The organism is Streptomyces sp. NPDC046859, assembly GCF_040645135.1.
In the GTDB taxonomy this organism is placed as follows: Bacteria; Actinomycetota; Actinomycetes; order Streptomycetales; family Streptomycetaceae; genus Streptomyces.
In genome coordinates, this window is record NZ_JBEYXR010000002.1 from 1 (window position 1) to 25,867 (window position 25,867).

At 73.1% G+C, this 25,867-nt stretch carries 20 protein-coding genes and 2 rRNA genes; 17 read left to right on the forward strand and 5 right to left on the reverse strand.

The window, feature by feature from the left end:
* The 3 genes from ABZ899_RS02365 to ABZ899_RS02375 all read left to right on the forward strand — a co-directional run.
* A 23S ribosomal RNA gene (locus tag ABZ899_RS02365) occupies positions 1 to 73 on the forward strand; the annotation flags it as partial.
* 106 nt (positions 74 to 179) lie between these two features.
* A 5S ribosomal RNA gene (rrf, locus tag ABZ899_RS02370) occupies positions 180 to 296 on the forward strand.
* Between the two features lie 1,197 nt (positions 297 to 1,493).
* On the forward strand, positions 1,494 to 2,228 hold the full coding sequence (locus ABZ899_RS02375; RefSeq protein WP_361340542.1) for a hypothetical protein: 735 nt from the start codon (positions 1,494 to 1,496) through the stop codon (positions 2,226 to 2,228).
* 54 nt (positions 2,229 to 2,282) lie between these two features.
* Here ABZ899_RS02375 and ABZ899_RS02380 read toward each other — a convergent pair whose 3' ends face one another.
* On the reverse strand, positions 2,283 to 3,575 hold the full coding sequence (locus ABZ899_RS02380) for a DUF1015 domain-containing protein (RefSeq protein ID WP_361339563.1): 1,293 nt from the start codon (positions 3,573 to 3,575) through the stop codon (positions 2,283 to 2,285).
* Positions 3,576 to 3,647: 72 nt separating this feature from the next.
* Between ABZ899_RS02380 and ABZ899_RS02385 the strand changes: the two genes are divergently transcribed.
* From ABZ899_RS02385 to ABZ899_RS02400, 4 genes are all read left to right on the forward strand, one after another.
* Positions 3,648 to 4,676, forward strand: coding sequence for an HAD hydrolase-like protein (locus ABZ899_RS02385; RefSeq protein WP_361339566.1), 1,029 nt, complete (start codon positions 3,648 to 3,650; stop codon positions 4,674 to 4,676).
* Between the two features lie 71 nt (positions 4,677 to 4,747).
* On the forward strand, positions 4,748 to 5,791 hold the full coding sequence (locus tag ABZ899_RS02390) for an iron chelate uptake ABC transporter family permease subunit (protein WP_361339569.1): 1,044 nt from the start codon (positions 4,748 to 4,750) through the stop codon (positions 5,789 to 5,791).
* 71 nt (positions 5,792 to 5,862) lie between these two features.
* Positions 5,863 to 6,882, forward strand: coding sequence for an iron chelate uptake ABC transporter family permease subunit (locus tag ABZ899_RS02395; RefSeq protein ID WP_361340545.1), 1,020 nt, complete (start codon positions 5,863 to 5,865; stop codon positions 6,880 to 6,882).
* On the forward strand, positions 6,879 to 7,757 hold the full coding sequence (locus tag ABZ899_RS02400; RefSeq protein WP_361339572.1) for an ABC transporter ATP-binding protein: 879 nt from the start codon (positions 6,879 to 6,881) through the stop codon (positions 7,755 to 7,757). The genes ABZ899_RS02395 and ABZ899_RS02400 overlap by 4 nt, the downstream gene beginning before the upstream one ends.
* Here ABZ899_RS02400 and ABZ899_RS02405 read toward each other — a convergent pair.
* Entirely contained in the window at positions 7,741 to 8,088 is a 348-nt protein-coding gene (locus ABZ899_RS02405) for a sterol-binding protein (protein ID WP_361339574.1), read from the reverse strand. The genes ABZ899_RS02400 and ABZ899_RS02405 overlap by 17 nt on opposite strands.
* 42 nt (positions 8,089 to 8,130) lie before the next feature.
* Between ABZ899_RS02405 and ABZ899_RS02410 the strand changes: the two genes are divergently transcribed.
* The 6 genes from ABZ899_RS02410 to ABZ899_RS02435 all read left to right on the forward strand — a co-directional run bounded on the left by ABZ899_RS02410 (position 8,131) and on the right by ABZ899_RS02435 (position 14,393).
* Entirely contained in the window at positions 8,131 to 8,451 is a 321-nt protein-coding gene (locus ABZ899_RS02410; RefSeq protein WP_361339576.1) for a hypothetical protein, read from the forward strand.
* A 7-nt stretch (positions 8,452 to 8,458) separates the two neighbouring features.
* A complete protein-coding gene (locus ABZ899_RS02415; RefSeq protein ID WP_361339579.1) occupies positions 8,459 to 9,274 on the forward strand; it encodes a TlyA family RNA methyltransferase in 816 nt (271 codons plus the stop codon).
* On the forward strand, positions 9,271 to 10,176 hold the full coding sequence (locus ABZ899_RS02420; protein WP_361339581.1) for an NAD kinase: 906 nt from the start codon (positions 9,271 to 9,273) through the stop codon (positions 10,174 to 10,176). The genes ABZ899_RS02415 and ABZ899_RS02420 overlap by 4 nt, the downstream gene beginning before the upstream one ends.
* 207 nt (positions 10,177 to 10,383) lie before the next feature.
* Positions 10,384 to 12,102, forward strand: coding sequence for a DNA repair protein RecN (gene recN / locus ABZ899_RS02425; RefSeq protein ID WP_361340547.1), 1,719 nt, complete (start codon positions 10,384 to 10,386; stop codon positions 12,100 to 12,102).
* A gap of 53 nt (positions 12,103 to 12,155) precedes the next feature.
* The gene (locus ABZ899_RS02430; RefSeq protein ID WP_361339584.1) at positions 12,156 to 12,920 is read left to right on the forward strand and encodes a hypothetical protein; all 765 of its coding nucleotides are present in this window, start codon (positions 12,156 to 12,158) and stop codon (positions 12,918 to 12,920) included.
* Positions 12,921 to 13,253: 333 nt separating this feature from the next.
* A complete protein-coding gene (locus tag ABZ899_RS02435; RefSeq protein WP_361339587.1) occupies positions 13,254 to 14,393 on the forward strand; it encodes a glycosyltransferase family 4 protein in 1,140 nt (379 codons plus the stop codon).
* A gap of 11 nt (positions 14,394 to 14,404) precedes the next feature.
* Here the strand turns inward: ABZ899_RS02435 and ABZ899_RS02440 are convergent, their stop codons facing one another.
* The 3 genes from ABZ899_RS02440 to ABZ899_RS02450 form a co-directional block, all read right to left on the reverse strand.
* Positions 14,405 to 16,081 (reverse strand): PucR family transcriptional regulator, encoded by a 1,677-nt coding sequence (locus ABZ899_RS02440; protein WP_361339589.1) that lies wholly within the window; start codon positions 16,079 to 16,081, stop codon positions 14,405 to 14,407.
* Positions 16,082 to 16,148: 67 nt separating this feature from the next.
* Complete coding sequence (locus ABZ899_RS02445) at positions 16,149 to 17,528, reverse strand: FAD-binding oxidoreductase (RefSeq protein WP_361339592.1); 1,380 nt, start codon at positions 17,526 to 17,528, stop codon at positions 16,149 to 16,151.
* A gap of 67 nt (positions 17,529 to 17,595) precedes the next feature.
* Positions 17,596 to 19,398, reverse strand: coding sequence for a glycoside hydrolase family 15 protein (locus ABZ899_RS02450; protein ID WP_361340550.1), 1,803 nt, complete (start codon positions 19,396 to 19,398; stop codon positions 17,596 to 17,598).
* Between the two features lie 500 nt (positions 19,399 to 19,898).
* Between ABZ899_RS02450 and ABZ899_RS02455 the strand changes: the two genes are divergently transcribed.
* The 4 genes from ABZ899_RS02455 to ald all read left to right on the forward strand — a co-directional run bounded on the left by ABZ899_RS02455 (position 19,899) and on the right by ald (position 25,801).
* The gene (locus tag ABZ899_RS02455) at positions 19,899 to 21,566 is read left to right on the forward strand and encodes a CTP synthase (RefSeq protein WP_361339594.1); all 1,668 of its coding nucleotides are present in this window, start codon (positions 19,899 to 19,901) and stop codon (positions 21,564 to 21,566) included.
* Positions 21,567 to 21,649: 83 nt separating this feature from the next.
* Complete coding sequence (locus tag ABZ899_RS02460) at positions 21,650 to 22,276, forward strand: NUDIX hydrolase (protein WP_361339597.1); 627 nt, start codon at positions 21,650 to 21,652, stop codon at positions 22,274 to 22,276.
* A gap of 168 nt (positions 22,277 to 22,444) precedes the next feature.
* A complete protein-coding gene (locus ABZ899_RS02465; protein WP_361339600.1) occupies positions 22,445 to 24,541 on the forward strand; it encodes a tetratricopeptide repeat protein in 2,097 nt (698 codons plus the stop codon).
* 135 nt (positions 24,542 to 24,676) lie between these two features.
* Positions 24,677 to 25,801, forward strand: a complete 1,125-nt coding sequence (gene ald, locus ABZ899_RS02470; RefSeq protein WP_361339603.1) for an alanine dehydrogenase — start codon at positions 24,677 to 24,679, stop codon at positions 25,799 to 25,801.
* The last annotated feature ends 66 nt before the right edge of the window (positions 25,802 to 25,867 follow it).

Consider the following 25,867-nt stretch of genomic DNA (forward strand, 5'->3'; position numbering starts at 1 on the left):
GTTGATAGGCCGGATCTGGAAGCACGGTAACGTGTGGAGGTGACCGGTACTAATAGGCCGAGGGCTTGTCCTCAGTTGCTCGCGTCCACTGTGTTAGTTCTGAGGCAACGACCGTTGCCGGTTTCTTGAGCAGAACACATAACTACAGAGTGTGCTTGTTCGCTCGAAACCATTAGGGTTTCGGTGGTCATAGCGTGAGGGAAACGCCCGGTTACATTTCGAACCCGGAAGCTAAGCCTTACAGCGCCGATGGTACTGCAGGGGGGACCCTGTGGGAGAGTAGGACACCGCCGAACAATCTTTGGGAAGGACCCCTGGTCACCAGCGTTCAGCTGGGACCAGGGGTCCTTTTGTTTTTACAATGCTTGTGGTACCGAAGACAGGAGTCACCCATGTCCACCAACTCTCCCGACGATCGACCGGAGCGCGACCCGCGGCGACGGGACAGTGGTGACCGTGGCGGTTACCGAGGTGACCGTGGCGATCGTGGTGATCGTGGCGGCTTCCGGCGGGACAACGACCGCGGTGACCGCAGGGACGACCGGGGTGACCGCGGAGGGTTCCGTCGCGACGACCGGGACCGTGGGTTCCGTCGCGACGACAACCGCGGTGCGGGCAGCGGCGGCGGCTACGGCCGGCGCGACGACCGCCGCGATGATCGCCGTGACGACCGTAGGGATGACCGCCGGGATGATCGCCGGGACGGCGACCGCGGGCAGCGTCCCGGGTTCCGTCGCGACGACCGGCCGGGCGCACCGCGCCGCGACGACCGGGACCGGGACCGTGGTTTCCGTCGTGAGGGGGACCGTCCGTCCTTCCGGCGCGACGACCGTCGCGATGACAACCGTGGCGGGTACGGCCGGCGTGACGATCGCCGTGACGACCGCAGGGACGATCGCCGTGGCGACGACCGCGACCGTGGCTTCCGCAGGGACGACCGGGATCGGGACCGCGGCTTTCGCCGGGATGACGACCGGGACCGCGAGGTCCGGCGTGATGACCGGGGCGACCGTGCCGACCGTGGCGGCGACCGGGACCGCGGCTTCCGCAGGGACGACCGCCGTGACGGCGATCGTGGCGGGTTCCGCCGTGACGATCGCCGTGACGACCGAGGGGGCGACCGCGATCGCGGCTTCCGTCGGGACGACCGCCGTGATGACCGTCGTGACGGTGACCGGGCCGGGTTCCGCCGGGATGACCGTCGGGACGACCGCCGCGACGACCGTCGTGACGGTGACCGGGGTGGCTTCCGCCGTGATGACCGCCGTGACGACCGCCGCGACGACCGTCGTGACGGTGACCGGGGTGGCTTCCGCCGTGATGACCGCCGTGACGACCGCGGTGGGTTCCGCGGGCGGGACGACCGGGGTGGGCGTGGGCCTCGCCAGGACGACCGCGGGGGCCGCCCCGGAGGGTTCCGTGGCCGGGACGACCGGCGGGGCGGTGGGCGCTTCCGTGACGAGCGGGACCGTGACCGTGAGCCGATCAAGCGGCTGCCGATCCCCGAGGACGTCACGGGCGACGAGATCGACAAGGACGTGCGGCAGGAGCTCCAGAGCCTGCCGAAGACGCTCGCGGAGGACGTGGCCCGCAACCTGGTGATGGTCGCGCGGCTGATCGACGAGGACCCCGAGGGCGCGTACGGCTACTCGCGGGTCGCGCTGCGGCTGGCGTCGCGCGTGGCGGCCGTTCGGGAGGCGGCGGGCTTCGCGGCGTACGCCAACCAGAAGTACGCGGAGGCACTGGCGGAGTTCCGCGCCGCGCGGCGGATGACCGGCACCGTGGAGCTGTGGCCGCTCATGGCCGACTGCGAGCGTGGGCTCGGACGTCCGGAGAAGGCGCTGGACATGGCCGGTGCGCCCGAGGTGCACAAGCTCGACAAGGCCGGCCAGGTGGAGATGCGGCTGGTCGCGGCCGGCGCCCGGCGTGACATGGGGCAGCTCGACGCGGCGATCGTGACGCTGCAGAGCCCGGAGCTCGCGTCCAACTCCGTCCAGCCGTGGACGGCGCGACTGCGGTACGCGTACGCGGACGCGCTGCTCGCCGCCGGTCGGCAGGGCGAGGCGCGGGAGTGGTTCGCCAAGGCCGTGGAGGCCGACAAGGAGGGCAGCACGGATGCCTCGGACCGGCTCGCGGAGCTGGACGGTGTCGAGTTCGTCGACGCGATCGACGAGTCGGAGGACGAGGGCGACGGCGGTGACGCGGCGACGCCGGCGGACGACGAGTGAGTGACGTGTGAGGAGGGGCGGGATCCCGGCCGGGGTCCCGCCCCTTCGGCGTTCTCAGACGTCCAGGGCGCGCAGCACCAGGCCCGAGGCGGGTTTGGGGCCGAACGACGTCGACTTGCGGGGCATCGTCACGCCCTGGCGGGCGAGGTCGCGGACGACGTCCTCGCGAACCGGGTGCATCAGCACCGCCGTACCGCCGTCGCGTTCCGCCTTGCGCACGGTGGCGGCCGTGTCGTGGATGTAGGCGATGCGGGCCGGGTCGTCCTCGGGGATCCGCCAGACGTGGGCGAGGAGCGTGGCGTGCAGGACGGTGGCGTCCAGGGTGCGCCAGGCCGCCGGGTGGTCGGCGGGGACCGTACGGTCGAGCAGCGCGGTGTCCGGCCGGTCGACGAGATGGAAGGCGCCGTCCCCGGCGAGCAGGTAGGCGTTGCCCTCCCGGGCCGCGTCGGCCAGGTGCTCCAGCGCCCCGGCGAGGGGCGCGTCGAGGCGGCGTACGCGGAAGCGGCCGTCGAGCGCGGCCAGGGCGTCGGCCGGCGCCAGGTCGTGCAGAAGACGGTGGATGGCCCTCACACGCAGGGGGTAGCGGGCCGTGTCGACCAGGAGGACGAGGCCGTGGTCCCAGGGGCTGGGGGAGGGGTGCTCGTCCCGCAGCCGCAGGTAGGTGGCCCAGCGGTGGTGGCCGTCGGCGATCAGGGCCTGCCGGCGGGCCAGGTCGGAGCGGACGTGGGCCAGGTCGGCGGGGTCGGTGAGCGCCCACAGGCGGTGACGGTGGCCGTCCTCCGTGGTGGTGGCGAACAGGGGCGCCCGGGTGGCCGTGCGCTCGATGACCGCGGTGGTGTCGGTCTCCGTGCCGTCGCCGCGGTAGGTGAGCAGCAGGGGTTCGAGGTTCGCCGAGGTGGCGCGCATCAGGGCGGCGCGGTCGGCGACGACGTGCGGCATGACGTCCTCGTGCGGCAGCACGAGCCCCTCGGACGGTTCCGACAGGCGCAGCGCGCCGATGACGCCGCGTTGGAGCACGCCGTCGTCGGAGCGCTGCTCGTACACGTAGAGGGCGGGTTCGGGGTCGGCCCTGAGGATGCCTTCGGACAGCCAGTGACGGAGCGTCTTCGCGGCCTGCTCGTTGCGGGCGACGGGGCTGTCGGCCTGCGGCAGGATGAGGCGGACGATGTTGAACGGGTCCGCGTCCTGGAGGTGGTGCAGGCCGTCGGGCCGTACGACGACGTCGTACGGCGGCGATGTCACGGCCGCCAGACCGCCGACCCGGTCGGGGTCGTAGCGAAGGCCGCGGAACGGGGTGAGTTCCAGGCCGGGGCCCGCCGGTGGTTCCGGGTGACCTGCTGTGTTCATCCCGGCATCGTACGGGTGTCGGTGGCATGGGGGATGATCGGGGGAAAGCCGTCGAACGAGGAGCGATGCGGGATGAGCCAGAGCGTCAGGACGAGGCCCGAGGGCAGTGGCCGGGTGCTGAGCGAGGCGTACGACACGGCGCTGCTCGACCTCGACGGGGTGGTGTACGCCGGGGGTGACGCGATCGCGCACGCCGTGGACTCGCTCGCGGCGGCCAAGGCGGGCGGGATGCACCTGGCGTACGTCACGAACAACGCGCTGCGCACCCCGGACGCCGTGGCGGCGCATCTGACGGAGCTGGGCATACCGACCGCCGCGGACGACGTGATCAACTCCGCGCAGGCCGTCGCGCGGCTCATCAGCGAGCAGGTGCCGGAGGGTGCCCGGGTGCTGGTGATCGGCGGGGAGGGGCTGCGGGTGGCGCTGCGCGAGCGCGGTCTCGTGCCGGTCGACTCGGCGGACGACGATCCGGTGGCGGTGGCGCAGGGGTACGGCGGGCCCGAGTTGCCGTGGGGCCGGTTCGCGGAGGCGAGCTACGCGATCGCGCGCGGTGTGCCGTGGTTCGCGTCGAACACGGATCTGACGATTCCGAGCGCGCGCGGGATCGCCCCGGGCAATGGCGCGGCGGTGGAGGTCGTGCGGATCGCCACCGGTGCGGAGCCGCAGGTGGCGGGCAAGCCGCTGCCCCCGATGCACCGGGAGACGGTGCTGCGGACGGGTGCCGAGCGGCCCCTGGTGGTCGGGGACCGGCTGGACACGGACATCGAGGGCGCGTTCAACGGCGGGGTGGACTCGCTGCTCGTGCTGACCGGTGTCACGGACGGCGCCCAGCTGCTCGCCGCGCCGCCGCAGCACCGGCCGACGTATGTGGACGCGGACCTGCGGGGGCTGCTCACCGGGCAGCCGGAGGTCACCGCGGAGGGGGACGGCTTCCGGTGCGGCGGCTGGACGGCCTCGGCGCGCGGTGAGCGGCTGGACCTCGACGGGGACGGCGCGGCCCTGGACGGGCTGCGCGCCCTGTGCGCCGCCGCCTGGACGTGGGCCGGGGACGGCGCCTGCACGCTCGACGCGCAGAAGGCGCTGGCGCGGCTGGGGCTGTGACGCCGTGGAGGGTGCCCTCGCCGTCCGGGAGACCATCGTCGCTGGTTGGCAGGGTAGGCTAACCTAACTGCGTGTTGGTCGACAGTCCTCCCCAAGAGCGCGCCCGGTCGGTGCCCGTGGCGCCGAGCCGACGGGCGGCGCGTGCCGTCGGGTTGCCGGTCTCCGTCCTGATCCTGGTGGCCGTCGTGCTGACGAGCATCGCCGTCGGGGCGAAACAGCTGTCGCCGGGGGAGGTCTGGCACGGCCTGTTCGCGAGCACGGGCACCTATGCCGACGTCGTCGTCGACGACCGGATCTCGCGCACGTTCCTCGGGGTGCTCGCGGGGGCCGCGCTCGGGCTGGCGGGGGCCGTTCTGCAGGCCCTCACCCGCAACCCGCTGGCCGATCCGGGGCTGCTCGGCATCAACGCGGGCGCGTCCGCCGCGGTCGTCACGGCCATCACCTTTCTCGGCGTCACGAGCCTGAGCGGCTATGTGTGGTTCGCGTTCGCCGGCGCCGCGGCGGTCGGGGCGTTGGTCTGGTTCCTCGGCGGCAGCCGGGGCGCCACCCCGGTGCGGCTCGCGCTCGCGGGGACGGCGATCAGCGCCGCCCTGTACGGCTATCTGCAAGCCGTGATGATCTTGGACAATGCGGCGCTGAACAGGATGCGCTTCTGGACGGTGGGTTCGCTGACCTCGGCGACGGACTCGACGATCCGGCAGGTCCTGCCGTTCCTCGTCGTCGGCATGGTCCTCGCGCTGGGCCTGGCCCGGCCGCTCAACGCGATGGAGATGGGCGACGACACCGCTCGGGCCCTCGGCGCCCGTCTGAACCGGACCCGGGTGCTGTCGATGCTCGCGGCCACCGTGCTGTGCGGTGCGGCGACCGCCGCCTGCGGGCCGATCGTGTTCGTCGGGCTGATGGTCCCGCACGTGGTCCGTTCCTTCACCGGCCCGGACCTGCGCTGGATCCTGCCGTACGCGGCCGTCCTGTCGCCCGTGCTGCTGCTCGGCGCCGACGTGATCGGCCGGATCGTCGCGCGGCCGTCGGAGCTCCAGGTCGGCATCGTCACCGCGATCCTCGGCGGACCGGTCTTCATCTTTCTCGTACGACGGCGGAGGACGGCCCAGCTGTGAGCACCGCATCGAAGCAGGCACCGCGCGCCGAGGAGGCAGCCCCGGCCAGGCTCCGTCGCGCCGCGCGCGCCGTGCGGACCCCGGGCGGGCTCTCCGTCCGGCTGGACGTGCGGGCGCTGACCGTGGTCGTCGTCCTGCTGGCCGCCGCGCTGGGCGCGAGCGTCCTGCTCATCGGCACCGGCGAGTTCCCGATCACCACCCGGGACGTGGTCAGGACCCTGCTCGGCGACGGCAACCCGGGGCAGGAACTGGTCGTCACCGACATGCGGCTGCCGCGGGTCCTGGTCGCCCTGCTGGTCGGCGCCTCGCTGGGACTGGGCGGGGCGCTGTTCCAGGCGCTGTCCCGCAACCCGCTGGGCAGCCCCGACATCCTCGGGCTCAGCCAGGGCGCCACGGCCGGGGCGCTCGTGGTGATCGTGCTGGTCTCCGGGGACGCCCGCCAGGTCACCGTCGGGGCCCTCGTCGGCGGGCTCGCGACCGGGCTGGCGATCTATCTGCTCGCCTGGAAGCGGGGCGTGCACGGCTACCGGCTGGTCCTGGTCGGCATCGGCATGTCGGCGATCATGACGGCGGTCAACGGCTATCTGCTGACCAAGGCCGACATGGTCGACGCGGCCCGCGCGGTGGTCTGGATGACCGGATCGCTCAGCGGCCGGGACTGGGAGCAGGTGTGGCCGCTGCTCGCCCTGTGCGCGGTGCTCGTCCCGCTCGTCCTCGGCAACGGGCGCGCGCTGCGGATGATGGAGATGGGCGACGACGTCTCGTACGCCCTCGGGGTGCGGGTCGAGCGGGTCCGGCTGCTGCTGATGCTGGCCGCCGTACTGCTCACCGCGGCCGCCACCGCGGCCGCCGGCCCGGTCAGCTTCGTGGCGCTGACCGCCCCGCAGCTGGCCCGGCGCCTGACCCGCTCGCCCGGCCCGAACCTGCTGCCCTCGCTGTGCATGGGCGCCACCCTCCTGGTCACCGCCGACTGGACGTCCCAGCGGGTCTTCGGCGCGGACCAGCTGCCGGTGGGTGTGGTGACGGGCGTGCTCGGCGGCGTGTATCTGCTGTGGCTGCTGGTCACCGAGCGCAGGGCGGGCCGGATATGAGCGCCGGCAGCGGCCCCGGCAGCGAGGCGGCCCACGGGCCGAACAACCGAAGGAGCACAGTGAACCGCCTGTCCGCCGACAACGTCACCCTCGCCTACGACCAGCGGGTCATCGCGGAGCAGCTGTCGGTGGAGATACCCGACCACTCCTTCACCGTGATCGTGGGCCCCAACGCGTGCGGCAAGTCCACGCTGCTGCGCGCCCTGTCGCGGATGCTCAAGCCGGCCGAGGGGCGGGTGCTGCTGGACGGCAAGGCGATCCAGTCGATGCCGCCGAAGAAGGTCGCGCGCACCCTGGGCCTGCTGCCGCAGTCCTCGATCGCGCCCGACGGCATCACGGTCGCCGACCTCGTGGGTCGCGGGCGATACCCGCACCAGGGCATCCTGCGCCAGTGGTCGGCCGAGGACGAGCGGGTCGTCCGGGAGTCCATGGAGCAGACCGGGGTGGCCGAGCTCGCGGACCGGTATGTCGACGAGCTGTCCGGCGGGCAGCGCCAGCGGGTGTGGATCGCCATGGCGCTGGCCCAGCAGACGCCGCTGCTGCTGCTCGACGAGCCGACGACCTATCTGGACATCCAGCACCAGATCGATGTGCTGGACCTGTGCGCGGAGCTGCACGAGGAGCAGGGCCGCACCCTCGTCGCCGTGCTGCACGACCTCAACCACGCCGCCCGGTACGCCACCCATCTCATCGCTCTGCGGGACGGGCGGGTCGTCGCCGAGGGCGCCCCGGGGGACGTCGTCACGGCCGCTCTGGTCGAGAAGGTCTTCGGGCTGCGCTGTCAGGTCATCGACGACCCGGAGACGGGCACGCCGCTGGTGGTGCCGGCGGCCCGCAGGGCCCGCGCGAGGGCGTCCGTCACAGGAGCTTCCTGAGCAGCAGAAGATCGCGGACGCCCGCGTGCAGCTTGACCCGGCCCGCACCCCAGGCCCTGGCGAAGTGCAGTTCGCCGGCGACCAGGGCGACCAGGTCGTCGCCGGTCATGCCCAGGCGGATCTGCGCCTTGTCGCGGGGCGGGCCCTGGAGGGTGTGGTCGACGTGGATCCGGCCGCCGGTCATCCGGCCGGTGAACGTCACGTCCAGGTCGGTGACGTGGCAGCTCACCGAGCGGTCCAGGGCGGCCGCGGCGCGGGCGTCCCCCTCGGCACGCCGCATGGAATCCGAGAGCTTCTCGAGTGCGGCACGGCACTCCTCGATCGTGGCCATCGGGATCGACGGTACCCCAGCGGTTCGCGGTAGCGTCTGGGCATGAGCGACTCTGTGCCCGAGGCCACGACACCGGTCGACGAGGCGGTCGTGGAGTCCGTGGACGCCGTGGGCGCCGTGGAGCCGGACGGACCGGAGCACGACCCGGCGGCCCCCGCTCCGCTGGGCGTCCCGCGCGTCCCCACCGGGAACGCCGACGTGGACGCCTGGCTGGAACGGCTGGGTGACGCCGACCACCTGGCGACCGACGGGCACCTCGAGGTGTACGAGGATGTACACCGAGGGCTGCGCGACGCGCTCACCGCGCTCGACGCCCGTCCGGGACCCCCGGCGCCCTCTCCGCCGTACCGAAACAGGAGCTGAACCGAACGTGGCAGGAGTCGCACGCCGCCGTCTGGACGCGGAGCTGGTCCGCCGCAAGCTGGCGCGCTCGCGCGAGCACGCCGGCCAGCTGATCGCGGCCGGGCGGGTCACCGTCGGCAAGACCGTGGCGATCAAGCCCGCGACCCAGGTGGAGACCGCGGCCGCCATCGTCGTACGGGCCGACGACAGCGACCCCGACTACGTCTCCCGCGGCGGGCACAAGCTGGCGGGCGCGCTGGCGGCGTTCGTGCCGGAGGGGCTCGTCGTGGAGGGCCGGCGCGCCCTGGACGCCGGCGCGTCCACGGGCGGTTTCACGGACGTACTGCTGCGGGCGGGCGCCGCGCACGTCGTCGCCGTGGACGTCGGATACGGACAACTCGCCTGGACTCTGCAGAGCGATGAACGCGTCACCGTCAAGGACCGTACGAACGTACGCGAGTTGACGCTCGATGCGATCGATGGGGAGCCTGTGGATCTTGTCGTCGGAGATCTTTCCTTCATCCCGCTCGGCCTGGTGCTGCCCGCCCTGGTGCGGTGCGTGAAGCCGGACGCCGATCTTGTGATGATGGTCAAGCCGCAGTTCGAGGTGGGGAAGGAACGGCTGGGCAGTGGGGGAGTCGTACGGAGTCCGCAGCTGCGGGCGGAGGCCGTGCGGACGGTGGCCGGGAAGGCCTGGGAGCTCGGGCTCGGGGTGAACGGGGTCACCGCCAGTCCGTTGCCGGGACCCTCCGGGAACGTGGAGTACTTTCTGTGGCTGCGTGCCGGGGCGCCCGCTCCGGACCCGGCCGACATCGACCGTGCAGTGGCGGAGGGGCCCCGTTGATACCGAACCGAGCTCGTACTGTTTTCCTCCTCGCCCACACCGGGCGGCCCGCGGCCATCCGCAGCGCCGAACTCGTGGTCGGCGGCCTGCTGCGCTCGGGGATCGGCGTGCGGGTGCTGGAGGCCGAGGCGGAGGACCTGCCGCTGCCGGACGAGGTGGAACTCGTCAAGGAGGCGACCCCGCAGTGCCTCGACGGCTGCGAGCTGCTCATCGTCCTCGGCGGTGACGGGACGCTGCTGCGCGGCGCCGAGTTCGCGCGGGCGTCCGGCGTGCCGATGCTGGGCGTCAACCTGGGGCGGGTCGGCTTCCTCGCGGAGGCCGAGCGCGACGACCTGGACAAGGTCGTCGACCGGGTCGTCAGCAAAGCGTACGAGGTCGAGGAGCGGATGACCGTCGACGTCGTCGTGCACCAGAACGGCGACATCGTGCACACCGACTGGGCGCTGAACGAGGCGGCCGTACAGAAGGTCTCCGCCGAGAAGCTGCTCGAGGTCGTGCTGGAGATCGACGGGCGGCCGGTCACCGGGTTCGGCTGCGACGGCATCGTGCTGTCGACGCCGACCGGGTCGACGGCGTACGCCTTCTCGGCCGGCGGGCCCGTGGTGTGGCCGGAGGTCGAGGCGCTGCTGATGGTGCCGATCAGCGCGCACGCCCTGTTCGCGAAGCCGCTGGTGACCTCGCCGGACTCGGTGCTCGCCGTGGAGGTGCTGCCGCACATCCCGCCGGGGGTGCTGTGGTGCGACGGGCGGCGGACCGTGGAACTGCCGCCGGGGGCGCGGGTCGAGGTGCGGCGCGGAGCGGTGCCGGTACGGCTGGCCCGGCTGCACCACGCGTCCTTCACGGACCGGCTGGTGGCGAAGTTCGCGCTGCCCGTCTCCGGGTGGCGTGGGGCGCCCCACTAAGACGCCCCACCAAGAGTTCCTCGCCGATCACGCCGGACGGTGGGCGGGACGTCGCGGACAGGCCCGGGACCTGGGGGAAAGGCCACCCGCCCGGGTGACAAGGTGGGGTCCGTACCCATTCGTCACCTGGACCTTCACAGGACTGGGACCGGGGCCCGTCGCATCCCCGGCCCCGGACCTCGTAAGGTCGTGTCCGTGTTGGAGGAGATGCGGATACGGTCGCTCGGAGTCATCGACGACGCGGTGGTCGAGCTGTCGCCCGGATTCACCGCCGTCACGGGTGAGACGGGCGCGGGCAAGACCATGGTCGTCACGAGCCTCGGGCTGCTGCTCGGCGGGCGCGCGGACCCGGCGCTGGTGCGGATCGGGGCCGAGAAGGCGGTCGTGGAGGGACGGATCACCGTTCCCCCGGACGCTTCGGCCGCCGTGCGGGCCGAGGAGGCGGGCGCCGAGCTCGACGACGGCGCGCTGCTCATCAGCCGTACCGTTTCCGCCGAAGGGCGGTCCCGCGCGCACCTCGGCGGGCGCAGCGTCCCGGTGGGAATGCTGGCCGAGCTCGCCGACGAACTGGTGGCGGTGCACGGGCAGACCGACCAGCAGGGTCTGCTGAAGCTGACCCGGCAGCGCCAGGCGCTCGACCGGTACGCGGGGGACGCCGTCGCCGTGCCGCTCGCCAAGTACGGCGAGGCATACCGGCGGCTGCGGGCGGTCTCCACGGAGCTGGAGGAGATCGTCACGCGCGCGCGTGAGCGCGCCCAGGAGGCGGACCTGCTGCGGTTCGGGCTCGACGAGATCGCCGCGGTCGAGCCGCGGGCCGGTGAGGACGTCGAGCTCGCCGAGGAGGCCGAGCGGCTCGGGCACGCCGAGGCGCTGTCGTCGGCCGCCACGGCCGCGCACGCCGCCCTCGCGGGCAATCCGGAGGACCCCGAGGGCATCGACGCGGCGACGCTCGTCGCGGGCGCCCAGCGGGCCCTGGACGCCGTCCGGTCGCACGACCCGGCGCTGTCCGCGCTGGCCGACCGGATCGGGGAGATCGGCATCCTGCTCGGCGACGTCGCCGGGGAGCTGGCCGGGTACGCCGACGACCTGGACGCCGATCCACTGAGGCTGGCGGCCGTCGAGGAACGGCGGGCCGCGCTGACCGGGCTGACCCGCAAGTACGGCGAGGACGTCGCCGCCGTGCTCGCCTGGGCCGAGGAGAGCGGCCGGCGGCTGACCGAGCTGGACGGCGACGACGAGCGCATCGAGGAGCTGACCGCCGAGCGGGACGCGCTCCGCACCGAGCTGGGCGGGCTCGCCCAGGCCCTGACCGACGCGCGCGCGGAGGCCGCGGAGCGGTTCGCGGCGGCCGTGACCGCCGAGCTGGCCTCGCTCGCCATGCCGCACGCGCGCGTGTCGTTCGCGATCCGGCAGACCGAGGACCCGGAGGGCGTGGAGGTCGGCGGGCGCACCGTCGCCTACGGCCCGTCCGGCGCGGACGAGGTCGAGCTGCTGCTCGCCCCGCACCCCGGGGCGCCGGCGCGCCCGATCGCCAAGGGCGCCTCCGGCGGTGAGCTCTCGCGCGTGATGCTCGCCGTCGAGGTGGTCTTCGCCGGCACCGACCCGGTGCCGACCTACCTCTTCGACGAGGTCGACGCGGGCGTCGGCGGCAAGGCCGCCGTGGAGATCGGGCGCAGGCTGGCCCGGCTGGCCAAGTCCGCCCAGGTGGTCGTCGTGACCCATCTGCCGCAGGTCGCCGCGTTCGCCGACCGGCAGCTGCTGGTGGAGAAGACCAACGACGGGTCCGTGACCCGGTCCGGTGTGAAGGTCCTGGAGGGCGAGGAGCGCATCAAGGAGCTGTCCCGGATGCTCGCCGGCCAGGAGGACTCGGAGGCGGCCCGGGCGCACGCCGAGGAACTGCTGGAGACGGCCCGCGCGGACGTGTAGGGAGTCCGGCGCCCGGCGGGGGCGTTGTCGGTGGCGCCGCCTAGGCTGGCCGGATGATCGAACGCGCCCGCCGGGTCACCTCCTTCGCCCTCTCCGCGGCCCTCACCCGGGCCGCCGGTGGGGTGCTGCGCGCCAAGCCCCCCGGTGGGCCGGACCGTTGGGAGCGGAAGAACTACGCGGGCCGGACCGTGACGCTGCACGCCGGGCCGGCCTGCGCGTTCGCCGCCGCGCTGGGAACCGCGCGTGTGTCGCCCGCCGCCGGGTTCGCCGTGGCCGTCGCCGGGGCCTGCGGAGCGTACGACGACATCGCGGGGGCCGGTGACTCCAGGCGGGGTTTCCGCGCCCATCTGTCCGCGCTGCGGGACGGCGAAGTCACCAGCGGCCTCGTCAAGTTGGCCGGGATGTCGGCGGCCGGGCTCGTCGCGGGCGCCGTCCTCAAGGAGCGGCCTCTGGACAGGCTGCTCGCGGGCGTGGTCATCGCCGGGGCCGCCCACGCGGTGAACCTGGTCGACGTACGGCCGGGACGGGCCGCCCTGGGTGTGCTGGCGCTCGGAGCGCCGGGGCTGCTGCGCGCCGGGCCGGGTGCCCGGATCGCCGCCGCCGCCATGGGGGCCGCCGCCTCCGTGCTCGCCGACGACCTGGGGGAGCGGACGATGATCGGCGACACCGGAGCCCACGCGCTGGGCGCGGCCCTCGGCGCCGCCGTCGTCGCGGGCAACGGCCGTACCGGACTGGCCGTCCACGCCGCCGCCGTGGTCGCGGCGGCCGTGTACGGCGACACGGTGAGCGCCGTCGCGCGCGGGTCGGGCCCGGTCTGAGACGGCGTCGGCACCGGACCGGCGCGCGGCGGGGCGCGGGGGCGCGATCGCAGGAGAGGGCCGATCCGGCGCACGGGATCACGCCGAGTGCCGAAAAGCGCACCACGCGCGCGTGTTCGTGGACCGTGCGCCACGCGCCTCACTCGTGCAGGTGACTCGTCGTGCCGCGTTGCCCGGCCACCGCCCTCCCACCGGTCCCGGAACGGCCCCGCGTCCTGGCATCCTTGGCGTAAACATGTCGTACGCGTAGGGATTCAGGCGGTACACCCCCTCCGCCCGATCCTTCTGTACGTTCTTCGTGACTGCCCGACCCGAAGCAGGAGACTTGGCCACGTGACCCCCGTGAGCAGCCACTCACCGCACGGCCAGTCGTCGCTGCGCACCGTGCAGGTACTGGGCGGCGGCAACGCCGGCAGTAGCGCGCATGTGCGATCGCTGTCCTCGGGGCTGGTCGCGCGAGGCGTGCGGGTCACTGTGTGCGCCCCCCTCGAAGCCGATCACCTCTACGACTTCCAGGGCGCCGGAGCCGAACACGTGCACGTGCCCCGCAGCAGCGACCCCGCCTCGGTGGCCGCCCTGCGTGCCGCGTGCGCCGACGCCGACCTGGTGCACGCGCATGGTCTGCACGCCTCCTTCCGCAGCGTCCTCGCGCTGAGCGGCCGGCGTACGCCGCTCGTCGTCACCTGGCACGACCGGGCCCACGCCGAGGGCGCCCGGGCGCATCTCGTCCGGCTGCTGGAGCGACGGGTCGTCAGGAACGCCTCCGTGGTGCTCGGCACCACCTCCGCCCTGGTCGAGAGGGCCCGCCGCACCGGTGCGCGCGACGCCCGGCTCGCCGCGGTCGCCCTGCCCCGGCCGCGCCGGGCGGCCGCCGAACGCGACGACCCCGACCGGCTCACCGCCAAGGCCCGCGCCGAACTCGGCGCCACCGGACGCCCGTTGCTGATCGCGGTCGGCGCCCTCGAACGGCACCGCGGGTACGACGTGCTGCTGGACGCCGCGCGCGCCTGGCGGGCCCTCGATCCCGCGCCGCTGGTCGTGATCGCGGGAGAGGGACCGCTGCGGGCCGCGCTCCAGCAGCGGATCGAGGAGGAGACCCTGCCCGTACGCCTCATCGGGCGCCGCGACGACGTCACCGACCTGCTGGCCGCCGCCGACATCGCGCTGCTGCCCAGCCGTTGGGAGGCGCGGTCCGTCCTCGCCCAGGAGGCACTGCACGCGCGCGTGCCGCTCGTCGCCACCGGGGCCGGCGGCGTGCCCGAACTCGTCGGCGACGCCGCCGAACTCGTCCCGTACGGCGACGCGCACGCCCTCGCCGCCGCCGTCGTGCGGCTCCTCGGCGATCCCGGCCGGCGGGACCTGCTCAGGGAGCGCGGGGTGCGGCAGGCCGCGACCTGGCCGACCGAGGACGAGACCGTGGCCCAGGTCCTGAGCGTCTACGACGAGTTGACGCAGCCGCAGCCCATGATCTGAACCGCCCGGGCCTACGGCACGTACCGCCGCGCCCGCAGCGCGAGGCTCAACGCCAGGACCGCGTGCGGGTCGTCGAGGTCGGTGCCGAGCAACTCGCCGATGCGCGCGAGGCGGTTGTAGAGCGTCTGCCGGTTCAGATGCAGTTCGCGGGCCGTCTCCGCCTTGCGGCCCGCGTGCGCCAGATACGTCTCCAGCGTGGGCAGCAGGGGCGGCCGGGACCGTTCGTCGTGCGCGCGCAGCGGGCCGATCGCCCGGTCCACGAACGCCGCCAGGCCGGGGTGGTCGCGCAGCCGCCACAGCAGCAGGTCGATGTCCAGCCGCCGGGCGTCGTACCAGGGCACGTCCGGCAGCCCCTGCGCGGCCGTCGCCGTCTCCGCCGCGTGCCGCAGCGACGCCGAGGCCGCCGGCCAGCCGCCCGCCTCCCCGACGACCACCACCGGCGGCGGGGCGCCCGGCCGCCGCATCCCGGCCCGCTCCGCGCCCGCCCGCAGCGCCGCCGCGACCCGGTCCGCCACCGCCGGCCGCTCCGACTCCGAGCGCAGCCCCAGCAGCAGCGGCACCCGGCCCTCCACCGGCCGCACGCCCAGCAGCACCGGCACCCCCACCGAGGCCAGCTCCTCGCCGACCGCGCGGGCCAGCACCGCCCAGCCGCCCCCGCTCTCCGCGCCGGGGCGGGACGCACCCCCGGGCGCCGCCAGCCCGTCGCCGAGCCGCATCACGACCGGCAGCAGCGGACCGGAACCCGGCTTGAAGCCCAGCACCCGGGCCTGCGCCGGGGCGTCCTCCGGGGTGACCCGGCCCTCCGCGAGATCGGTCAGGAAGTCGCCCCGCCCCCGGGCGGCCAGCTCCTCCTCCTGCCGCGCCTGCATCAGCACCACGGCCAGGATGCCCGCCGCGCGCTCCGCCGCGATCCGGTGCACCGGCGCCAGCGGCCCGCGCACCGGCAGCAGGACGAGCCGGGCGCGCACCGACCCGGTGCCCGCGCCGCCGCCGGGCACCTCCACCAGCACCGACCCGGCGGGCGGCGGCGCCTCCTTGTGCGGGCCGCGCAGGCCCTCCCACACCTGCAGTGGATCCGTGCCCTCGGGCCCCGCCCCCGCCGCGTACAGCAGCCGGCCGTCCGAGGTCTCCAGGAAGACCGGGTTCCCGGCGAAGTCGGCCAGGATGGCGAGCACCTGCGGCACCCCGCCCCCGCCGAGCAGCGCCTCCGTGCACCGGCGGTGCACCTCCTCCGCCCGCTGCAGCAGCGCGTAGTGGCCGTTGACGATCTCGGTGTGGATCTCCTCGGTGACCGTGACGAACGGCACCTCCCGATGGAGCTGGACCAGCGGCAGCCCCGCCGCGCGCGCCGTGTCGACCAGCGCGGCGGGCAGCCGGCTGAAGCGCGCGCCGAGCTCCACCACCAGGGCCGCGATGCCCCGGTCGGCCAGGGTGCGCACGAACGCCCGCTGGTCGGCGGGCCGGGTGCCGAGGCCGTAGCCCGTGGTCAGCAGCAGTTCCCCGCCCTTGAGCAGCGAGGCGATGTTGGGCACCTCGCCCGCGTGGACCCAGCGCACGGTGCGCCCCAGCCGGTCGCCGCCCGCGAGGACCTCGGGCAGCCCGCTGCGCAGTCCGGGCAGCTCCAGGGCCCGGCGCACGGTGATCCCGGCGCTGTGGGTGTCGAACGCGCTGTCCCTGCGGCTGTCCATAGCCGGACGCTACCCGCGGGCGCTCCCCGGCGGCACATCCGCACCCCGCGGCGGCGGAGTCCGCCCGTCAGACCGGAGCGATGTTGTGGTTGAAGCGGAAGACGTTGTCCGGGTCGTAGCGGCGTTTGAGGCCGGCGAGCCGCCGGGTGTTCTCGGCACCCAGTCCGGCCTCCACGCGGTCCGTGCCCTCGTCCCCAATGAAGTTGAGGTACACCGCGCCCGTGCTGTACGGCCGCGCGCCGGCGCGCACGTCCCGGACCCACCGCACACACCGCTCGTCGTCCGCGGGGTCCTCCCAGATCGCGAAGGGGTGGACGGCCCAGGGCGCGTCCCGGTAGGGCACCGGGGAGTCGTGCGGGCCCGCCGCGATCGCCCCGCCCTGCGGGAACAGCAGAAGGATGGTGCCGCCGGGCGGCAGGGCCTCGCCGGCCGCGCAGAACACGTCCACGTAGGCGTCGGGCGCGCCCGTCAGATACTCGGCCGACCAGTAGTTCCGCATCCCCGGCGGATCGTCGAGCATGCACTGGACGTCGGCGTACGGCATCGCGCCGACGATCTCCTGCTCGTGCGGCAGCGCCAGCAGCGGCTGGGCCAGCTTGCGCAGGTCCTCCTCGGGCCCGGCGTACGTGAGCAGCGCGCCGCACAGGAGCGAGCCGACCAGGTGCGGGGCCACGAAGCCCTCGGGCGGCCCGGTGAGGTACAGCACCGCTCCGCTCGCCTCGTCGGGAGCCGCGGCGATCACCTCGCGGTAGGTGCGGGTCACCTCGCGGCCGAACTCCGGCAGGTACAGCAGCAGGGCGATCGCGAAGTCGGGCAGGGGGTGGAGCCTCAGGGTGAGCGCGGTCGCGACCCCGAAGTTGCCGCCGCCGCCGTGCAGGCCCCAGAACAGCTCCGGGTTCTCGTCGGCGCTCGCGTGGACCCGCTCGCCGTCCGCGGTTACGAGTTCGACGGCGAGGAGGTTGTCGACGGCCAGGCCGAAGGAGCGGTCCAGCCAGCCGGTGCCGCCCCCGAGGACGAAGCCGCCGACCCCGGTCGTGGAGGCCCGGCCGCCGGTGGTGGCCAGGCCGTGCGGCCGGCACGCCCGGTCCAGGTCGCTCATGGTGGCGCCACCCGCGATCCGCACCGCCTCGGCCGCGGGGTCGACGGAGACCGCGCGCATGTGCCGCAGATCGACGACGAGCCCGTTGTCGTTGACGGCCGAGCCGGCGACGCTGTGCCCGCCGCCGCGCACCGCGATGTTCAGGTCGAGGTCCCTGCCGAACCGCACGGCCCGCACGACGTCGTCCTCGTCCACGCACTGCGCGATGACGGCGGGCCGTTTGTCGATCATGGCGTTGAAGACGGTGCGGGCCTCGTCGTAGCCCGCGTCCCACGGGGCGAACACATCGCCCACCAGTTCCTCGCGCAGCGCGGCGAGGGCCGCGCCCGCCTTCGAATGGGAGGCCATGAGGCGCCCCCTTCCGCGCAGGGGCTGATGGCTCCCACCTTAGGCAGGCATCAGCCGCCGTTCCTGTTCAGCCGCCGTAGGCCCCCGACGCCGTCAGGCGCAGCGCGGTGTCGATCAGCGGAACGTGGCTGAAGGCCTGCGGGAAGTTGCCGACCTGGCGCTGGCGGACCGGGTCCCACTCCTCGGCGAGCAGCCCGAGGTCGTTGCGCAGCGACAGCAGCTTCTCGAACAGCTTGCGGGCCTCGTCGACGCGGCCGATCATCGCCAGGTCGTCCGCCAGCCAGAACGAGCAGGCGAGGAAGGCGCCCTCGTCGCCGGGGAGACCGTCGACGCCCTCGTCCTCACCCTCCGTGGGGTAGCGCAGGATGAAGCCGTCCGACGTGGACAGCTCGCGCTGGATCGCCTCGACGGTGCCGATGACCCGCTTGTCGTCCGGCGGCAGGAAGCCCACCTGCGGGATCAGCAGCAGGGCGGCGTCCAGCTCCTTCGAGCCGTACGACTGCGTGAACGTGTTGCGCTCCTTGTCGTAGCCCTTCTCGCACACGTCCCGGTGGATCTCGTCGCGCAGCTCCTTCCAGCGCTCCAGCGGGCCGTCCGCGTCGCCGGACTCGATGAGCTTGATCGTCCGGTCCACGGCGACCCAGGCCATCACCTTGGAGTGCACGAAGTGGCGGCGCGGGCCGCGCACCTCCCAGATGCCCTCGTCCGGCTCGTCCCAGTGGTCCTCCAGGTAGCGGATCAGCTTCAGCTGGAGCAGGGAGGCGTAGTCGTTGCGGGCGAGGCCCGTCATGTGGGCCAGGTGCAGCGCCTCGGTGACCTCGCCGTACACGTCGAGCTGGAGCTGGTGGGCGGCGCCGTTGCCGACCCGCACCGGGGCCGAGTTCTCGTAGCCCGGCAGCCAGTCCAGCTCGGCCTCGCCGAGCTCGCGCTCACCGGCGATGCCGTACATGATCTGCAGGTTCTCCGGGTCGCCGGCGACCGCCCGCAGCAGCCACTCGCGCCAGGCGCGGGCCTCCTCGCGGTAGCCGGTGCGCAGCAGCGACGACAGGGTGATCGCCGCGTCGCGCAGCCAGGTGTAGCGGTAGTCCCAGTTGCGCACGCCGCCGATGTCCTCGGGCAGGGAGGTCGTCGGGGCGGCGACGATGCCGCCCGTCGGGGCGTATGTGAGGGCCTTCAGGGTGATCAGCGAGCGGATGACCGCCTCGCGGTAGGGCCCGTGGTACGTACAGTGCTCGACCCAGTCGCGCCAGAAGTCCTCCGTGGCCTCCAGCGACTGCTCCGGCTCGGGAAGGGCCGGGGGCTGCTTGTGCGAGGGCTCCCAGGAGATGGTGAAGGCGATCCGCTCGCCCGGCGCGACCGTGAAGTCCGAGTAGGTCGTCAGCGACTTGCCGTAGGTCTCGGCGTCCGTGTCGAACCACACGGAGTCCGGCCCGGCGACGGCGACCGTACGCCCCTCGTGCTTGTGCACCCACGGCACCACCCGGCCGTACGAGAAGCGCATCCGCAGGGTCGAGCGCATCGGCACCCGGCCGGAGACGCCCTCCACGATGCGGATGAGCTGGGGCGCGCCGTCCCGGGGAGGCATGAAGTCGATCACCCGGACCGTGCCGCGCGGGGTGTCCCACTCGGACTCCAGGATCAGGGAGTCGCCCCGGTACCCGCGCCGGGTCGCCGTCGGCGGCTGGGAGTCGGAGGCGTGCGCCGGCCCGAGCCGCCAGAAGCCGTGCTCCTCGGTGCCCAGCAGGCCGGCGAAGATGGCGTGCGAGTCGAAGCGGGGCAGGCACAGCCAGTCGACTGTGCCGTCCCGGCAGACCAGCGCCGCGGTCTGCATGTCTCCGATGAGTGCGTAGTCTTCGATGCGCCCGGCCACGTGCAACTCCAGTCGAACGGCCACGTCACCCCCTCTTCGGTACGACAAGGGGGCTCTCGCTAGTGCGGTCAAGGGGTGGTTGTAAATCGTCGTTGAGCGGTGAAGCAAAGCAGTCGCCCCGGCCGTGAGGCAAAACGGTGGTCACTGCTCGACGATCTCTGCTCAACGAACTGACGAGCTCTCGTTGTTCCGGTGCTTGCGGGCGAGGGGTGGTGCCCTTTTGCCGGCCGGGCTCGGCAGCGAATGTCCGAGCAGGATACGACGCACGTAGATGATCTGCGTGCCGCTCCGGGCAACCCGGGTCGGCCGAACGGGTGAGCAGTGGGTGACCGGGCCGTGGGGACCCCGTGAAGTGCGCGGATCCGTGCCGGGGCGTGCGCGGAGCGTGGCCGGAAAGGATCGGTCCCGGTCACTGATACCCTGGTAGCCCGTGGACCGGTGGGCGTGAAGACCCCCGAACCGCACTTCAAGATCGCGACCACGGGAGCCCCCTCTTGGCCATGCCGCCCGCTGCTTTCCGAACCAACGCAGCCACGACGACCAAGCACATCTTCGTCACCGGGGGTGTCGCCTCCTCCCTCGGCAAGGGCTTGACGGCCTCCAGCCTCGGCATGCTCCTGAAGGCGCGTGGTCTCCGCGTCGTCATGCAGAAGCTCGACCCGTACCTCAATGTCGACCCTGGCACGATGAACCCCTTCCAGCACGGTGAGGTGTTCGTCACCAACGACGGCGCCGAGACCGACCTGGACATCGGCCACTACGAGCGCTTCCTCGACCGTGACCTGGACGGATCGGCCAACGTCACCACCGGCCAGGTCTACTCCACGGTGATCGCCAAGGAGCGGCGCGGCGAGTACCTGGGCGACACGGTGCAGGTCATCCCGCACATCACCAACGAGATCAAGCACCGCATCCGCCGCATGGCGACGGACGAGGTCGACGTCGTCATCACGGAGGTCGGCGGCACGGTCGGCGACATCGAGTCGCTGCCGTTCCTGGAGACCGTCCGCCAGGTCCGCCACGAGGTCGGCCGTGACAACGTCTTCGTCGTCCACATCTCGCTCCTGCCGTACATCGGCCCCTCCGGGGAGCTGAAGACGAAGCCGACGCAGCACTCGGTTGCGGCCCTGCGCAACATCGGTATCCAGCCAGACGCGATCGTGCTGCGCTGCGACCGTGAGGTCCCCACCGCGATCAAGCGGAAGATCTCGCTGATGTGCGACGTCGACGAGGCGGCCGTGGTGGCCTGCCCCGACGCGCGGTCCATCTACGACATTCCGAAGACCGTGCACGGCGAGGGACTGGACGCCTATGTCGTCCGCAAGCTCGACCTGCCGTTCCGCGACGTGGACTGGACGACCTGGGACGATCTGCTCGACCGCGTCCACAACCCGGACCACGAGATCACCCTCGCGCTGGTCGGCAAGTACATCGACCTGCCCGACGCCTACCTCTCGGTCACCGAGGCGCTGCGCGCGGGCGGCTTCGCCAACAAGGCCCGCGTGAAGATCAAGTGGGTCACCTCGGACGACTGCAAGACGCCGGCCGGCGCCGCCGCCCAGCTCGGTGACGTGGACGGCATCTGCATCCCCGGCGGCTTCGGTGAGCGCGGGGTGAACGGCAAGGTCGGCGCGATCAAGTACGCCCGCGAGCACAAGATCCCGCTGCTGGGCCTGTGCCTGGGGCTGCAGTGCATCGTGATCGAGGCCGCACGCAACCTGGCCGACGTCTCCGACGCCAACTCCACCGAGTTCGACCCGGCCACCCCCCACCCGGTCATCTCCACGATGGCCGAGCAGATGGACATCGTCGCCGGTGAGGGCGACATGGGCGGCACGATGCGGCTCGGCATGTACCCGGCCAAGCTGGCCGAGGGCTCCATCGTGCGCGAGGTGTACGACGGCAAGGAGTACGTCGAGGAGCGGCACCGCCACCGGTACGAGGTGAACAACGCCTACCGGGCCGAGCTGGAGAAGAAGGCGGGCATCCTGTTCTCCGGCACCTCGCCCGACGGCAAGCTCGTCGAGTACGTGGAGTACCCGCGCGAGACCCACCCCTACCTGGTGGCCACGCAGGCCCACCCGGAGCTGCGGTCGCGCCCGACGCGCCCGCACCCGCTGTTCGCCGGGCTCGTGAAGGCCGCGGTCGAGCGCAAGATTTCGAAGTAACACGAGAGTTGTACGGTGGCCGGGGCGCGAACCTTCAACGGTGGGCGCCCCGGTTTTCCTTTGCGCACGTGGAAGGGCAGGGCATGACGATCAAGGACACCCCCGAGGAGTGGGAGGTCCGGGCGACCGAGACCCCCTTCGTGGGCAACAAGACCTCCGTCCGCACGGACGACGTCGTCATGCCGGACGGCTCGGTGGTGCGGCGCGACTACCAGGTCCACCCCGGCTCGGTCGCCGTGCTCGCCGTGGACGACGAGGACCGCGTGCTGCTCATCAAGCAGTACCGCCACCCGGTCCGCCACAAGCTGTGGGAGATCCCGGCCGGCCTGCTCGACGTCCCCGGCGAGAACCCTCTGCACGCCGCCCAGCGCGAGCTGTACGAGGAGGCCCACGTCAAGGCCGAGGACTGGCGGGTGCTGACCGACGTCTACACCAGCCCGGGCGGCTGCGACGAGGCCGTGCGGATCTTCCTCGCCCGGCAGCTGTCCGAGGCCGAGGGCGAGCGGTTCGTGGTGGAGCACGAGGAAGCCGACATGGAGCACGCGCGCGTGCCGGTCGACGACCTCGTCCGGCATGTCCTCGCCGGTGACGTGCACAACAACTGCCTCGTCGTGGGCGTGCTGTCGCTGGTCGCCGCACGCACCGGCGACGGGCTGGACGCGCTGCGCCCGGCGGAGGCCCCCTGGCCCGCGCGGCCCTTCGCCTCCTGACCGGAGCCCGGCACCCGCAGTGTGAAGATCGGCTGATCCGATCGGGCGATGTCCCCGCCGTGCCCGCCGCACTCCGCCCGGAACGTACCAGAGCGTCAACTAGGCTCTGAGCACGCCCGAACCGGAGTCCCGGCGGGCTTGCGCGTGCGTGGGACGGGAGTGTGGCCCGTGACGGACCAGGTGGTGGACACAGGCGACGTCCGGACGTCGGCACGGACCCCCGACGGCAGTCATTTCCTGGGCCGCACGCGCGAGTTGAAGGAACTGCGCGCCGACATCGAGCGCGCCGGCCTGGACACCCTCTCCGGCCGCAAGGCACCCCGTGCGCGCGTACTGCTCATCGCCGGCCGCCCCGGCTCCGGCCGTACGGCACTCGCCGGGGAACTGGCCCGCCAGGTGGCCGGCCGCTACCCCGACGGGGTGCTCCGCGCCCGGCTCAGCGAGCCCGACGGCGCCCCCGTACCCGTCGCGCGCACTGCCCGCGACCTGCTCACCGACCTCGACGTGCCCGCACCGCCCGGCGCCGCCGAGGACGACCTGGCGGCGGCCCTGCGCGAGGCGCTGGCCGATCGCCGGGCCCTGCTGCTGCTCGACGACGCGGCCGACGCCGAGCAGGTCGACGCGCTGCTGCCGGACACCCCGGAGTGCCTGGCCGTCGTCGTCTCCGGTGGTCCGCTGACCGGCATCTCCGACGTCCGGCCCTGCACGCTCGGCGGCCTCGACACCAAGTCGGCCGTGGGACTGCTCACCCGGCTCTCCGGCTCCGTCCGCATCACCGTCGACCCGAGGGCCGCCGAAGGGCTGGTGGAGGTGTGCCAGGGGCAGCCCGCCGCGCTGACGCTGGCCGGCGGCTGGCTCGCGGCCCGCCCCAAGTCCGCCGTCTCCGACCTGGCCAGACAACTGCGGGCCGAGGGCGAGGAGGGCACCCCGCTCGGCCGCCTGCTACGGCTCGTCCACGCCTCGCTGCCCGTCCCCGCCGCCCGGATGCTGCGGCTGCTGACGCTGGCCCCCGCCGGCCTCGTCGACCCGCACGTCGCCTCCGCCCTCGCCGGCTGCTCGGTGGACGGCGCCCACCGCACCCTGGAGGACCTGGCCGCCCTCGGGCTGCTGCACCGCGTCGACTCGCCGCTGCCGCAGTACCGGGTCCCGGGCTGCCTGCACCCGCTCCTGCAGGCCCTCAGCGAGACCCAGGACCGGCCCGCCGAGGTGCAGCTCGCGCGCGCCCGCATGCTGGAGCGGACCGTACGGCTGCTCCAGTCCTGCCGGGCGATCACCGAGACCGACAGCCCCGAGACCCGCCAGAAGCTCCTCGGCGTGCCCCGCGCCCTGCGCTTCCCCAACCCCCGGGCGGCCGCCGACTGGCTGCGCCTGCGCCGGCCCGCCCTGCTGGCCTCGGCCCGGGCCGCGGTCGCCGACGGGGAGCTGGACACTCTCGCCAGGCGCCTGATGTCGCAACTGGTCAGGGCGATGGCCGCGCACTTCGGCGCCCAGGCCGCCGCGGGGGACCTGTACGAGATCCACGGTCTCGTCCTGGACGTGGCCGAGCGCCGGAACCTGCCCAGGGAGAAGGCGGCGGCCCTGCTGAACCTCGGCGACCTGGACGCCCGCACGGGGCGGACCCGTGAGGCGCTGACGCGGTTCCGGGCCGCCCTGGACGCCGGACGCGAGGCGGACGACCCGTATGCGACCGGCCGCGCGATGGAATCCGTAGGCGGCGCCCACCTGGAGCTCGGGGACTACGACCGGGCCGCCGACTGGTTCGGCCGGGCCCTCGCCCAGCGGCTGGCCCGCGGGGAGGGCGCCGAGACCGCCCGGCTGTACGGCAGGACCGCCGAGGCGCACACGTACGCCGGCCGGTACGGCGAGGCCCGGCGCAACTGGCGGGCCGCGATCGCCGTGCACCGCAAGAACGGCGACGTCGCAGGTCACGCGCGTGCCCTGAGTGAGCTGGCCCGGGTCCAGGAGTACGCCGGGCGGCTCGACGAGTCGCTGCGCACCTGCCAGGAGGCGGTGGAACTGGCCCGCCGCGCGGAGGACGTACGGCTCCTGGGCGCGCTGTATCTGCGGCTCGCCGACACCCTGGACCGGCTCGGCGATCCCGCGGCCGCTGAGCTGCACCGGGGCGCCGCGCGGCGGATCCTGGTGGAGGAGACCGATGCGGCCGAGGAGGCCGACGCGGCCGGGTCCGGGGCCGAGAAGAAGGCCATCGAGCCGAAACACGACGCTGACGCCTGCGAAATCCGCAGCACATCCAACGAAGATTGATGCAATGAAAGGCTAGACAGCGAGAACACCTTCATTAGACTGGCTCTGCCGCACCTTCTCCTGCGGTGTTTCCTGGTATGCCACCGCATGCCCGGGATTGCGTATCAATGCCCCACACCCCCTGAGCCAAGGACCGTGATCGACGTGAAGGTCGGCATCCCCCGCGAGGTCAAGAACAACGAGTTCCGGGTGGCCATCACCCCCGCCGGCGTGCTCGAGCTGGTGCGCAACGGCCACCAGGTCGTCGTCGAGCAGGGCGCCGGCCTCGGCTCGTCGATCCCGGACAGCGAGTACGTCGCCGCGGGCGCCCAGATCCTGCCCACCGCGGACGAGGTGTGGGCCGCCGCCGACCTGCTGCTGAAGGTCAAGGAGCCCGTCGCCGAGGAGTACCACCGCCTCCGCAAGGACCAGACGCTCTTCACCTACCTGCACCTGGCCGCGTCCAAGGAGTGCACGGACGCCCTCATCGAGTCCGGCACCACCGCGATCGCCTACGAGACGGTCGAACTGCCCAACCGCGCCCTGCCGCTGCTCGCCCCCATGTCCGAGGTCGCGGGCCGCCTCGCCCCGCAGGTCGGCGCCTACCACCTGATGCGCGCCAACGGCGGCCGCGGTGTGCTGCCCGGCGGTGTCCCCGGTGTGCTCGCCGGCCGTGCCGTGGTCATCGGCGGCGGCGTCTCCGGCTGGAACGCCGCGCAGATCGCCATCGGCATGGGCTTCCACGTGACCCTGCTCGACAAGGACATCAACAAGCTGCGCGAGGCGGACAAGATCTTCGGCACGAAGATCCAGACCGTCGTCTCCAACGCCTTCGAGCTGGAGAAGGCCTGCCTGGAGGCCGACCTCGTCATCGGCGCCGTCCTCATCCCCGGCGCCAAGGCCCCGAAGCTGGTCACCAACGAGCTGGTCTCCCGCATGAAGGCGGGAAGTGTCCTTGTCGACATCGCGATCGATCAGGGCGGCTGCTTCGAGGACTCCCGTCCGACGACGCACACCGAGCCGACCTTCCCGGTCCACAACTCGGTCTTCTACTGCGTCGCCAACATGCCCGGCGCGGTGCCCAACACCTCCACCTACGCGCTGACCAACGCCACGCTGCCGTACATCGTCGAGCTGGCCAACAAGGGCTGGGTCGAGGCGCTGCGCCGTGACCCCGCGCTGGCCAAGGGCCTCAACACGCATGACGGCAAGGTCGTTTACCGCGAGGTCGCCGAGGCGCACGGCCTGGAGCACGTCGAGCTCGAGTCGCTCCTCGGCTGAGCCGGTCCGGCAAGTCACTTTCTGGTAAAGGCGATACGTCAACACAGGTCGTCAACCCCGCGCACC

What these genes read in the sequence shown, in the direction of transcription:
- ABZ899_RS02460 (WP_361339597.1), top strand. Translation starts at nt 21,650, where the DNA reads ATGACGATCAAGGACACCCCCGAGGAGTGGGAGGTCCGGGCGACCGAG.
- ABZ899_RS02405 (WP_361339574.1), bottom strand. Translation starts at nt 8,088, where the DNA reads ATGGCCACGATCGAGGAGTGCCGTGCCGCACTCGAGAAGCTCTCGGAT.
- ABZ899_RS02445 (WP_361339592.1), bottom strand. Translation starts at nt 17,528, where the DNA reads ATGGCCTCCCATTCGAAGGCGGGCGCGGCCCTCGCCGCGCTGCGCGAG.
- ABZ899_RS02430 (WP_361339584.1), top strand. Translation starts at nt 12,156, where the DNA reads ATGATCGAACGCGCCCGCCGGGTCACCTCCTTCGCCCTCTCCGCGGCC.
- ABZ899_RS02410 (WP_361339576.1), top strand. Translation starts at nt 8,131, where the DNA reads ATGAGCGACTCTGTGCCCGAGGCCACGACACCGGTCGACGAGGCGGTC.
- ABZ899_RS02385 (WP_361339566.1), top strand. Translation starts at nt 3,648, where the DNA reads ATGAGCCAGAGCGTCAGGACGAGGCCCGAGGGCAGTGGCCGGGTGCTG.
- ABZ899_RS02380 (WP_361339563.1), bottom strand. Translation starts at nt 3,575, where the DNA reads ATGAACACAGCAGGTCACCCGGAACCACCGGCGGGCCCCGGCCTGGAA.
- ABZ899_RS02440 (WP_361339589.1), bottom strand. Translation starts at nt 16,081, where the DNA reads ATGGACAGCCGCAGGGACAGCGCGTTCGACACCCACAGCGCCGGGATC.
- recN (WP_361340547.1), top strand. Translation starts at nt 10,384, where the DNA reads ATGCGGATACGGTCGCTCGGAGTCATCGACGACGCGGTGGTCGAGCTG.
- ABZ899_RS02400 (WP_361339572.1), top strand. Translation starts at nt 6,879, where the DNA reads ATGAGCGCCGGCAGCGGCCCCGGCAGCGAGGCGGCCCACGGGCCGAAC.
- ABZ899_RS02455 (WP_361339594.1), top strand. Translation starts at nt 19,899, where the DNA reads ATGCCGCCCGCTGCTTTCCGAACCAACGCAGCCACGACGACCAAGCAC.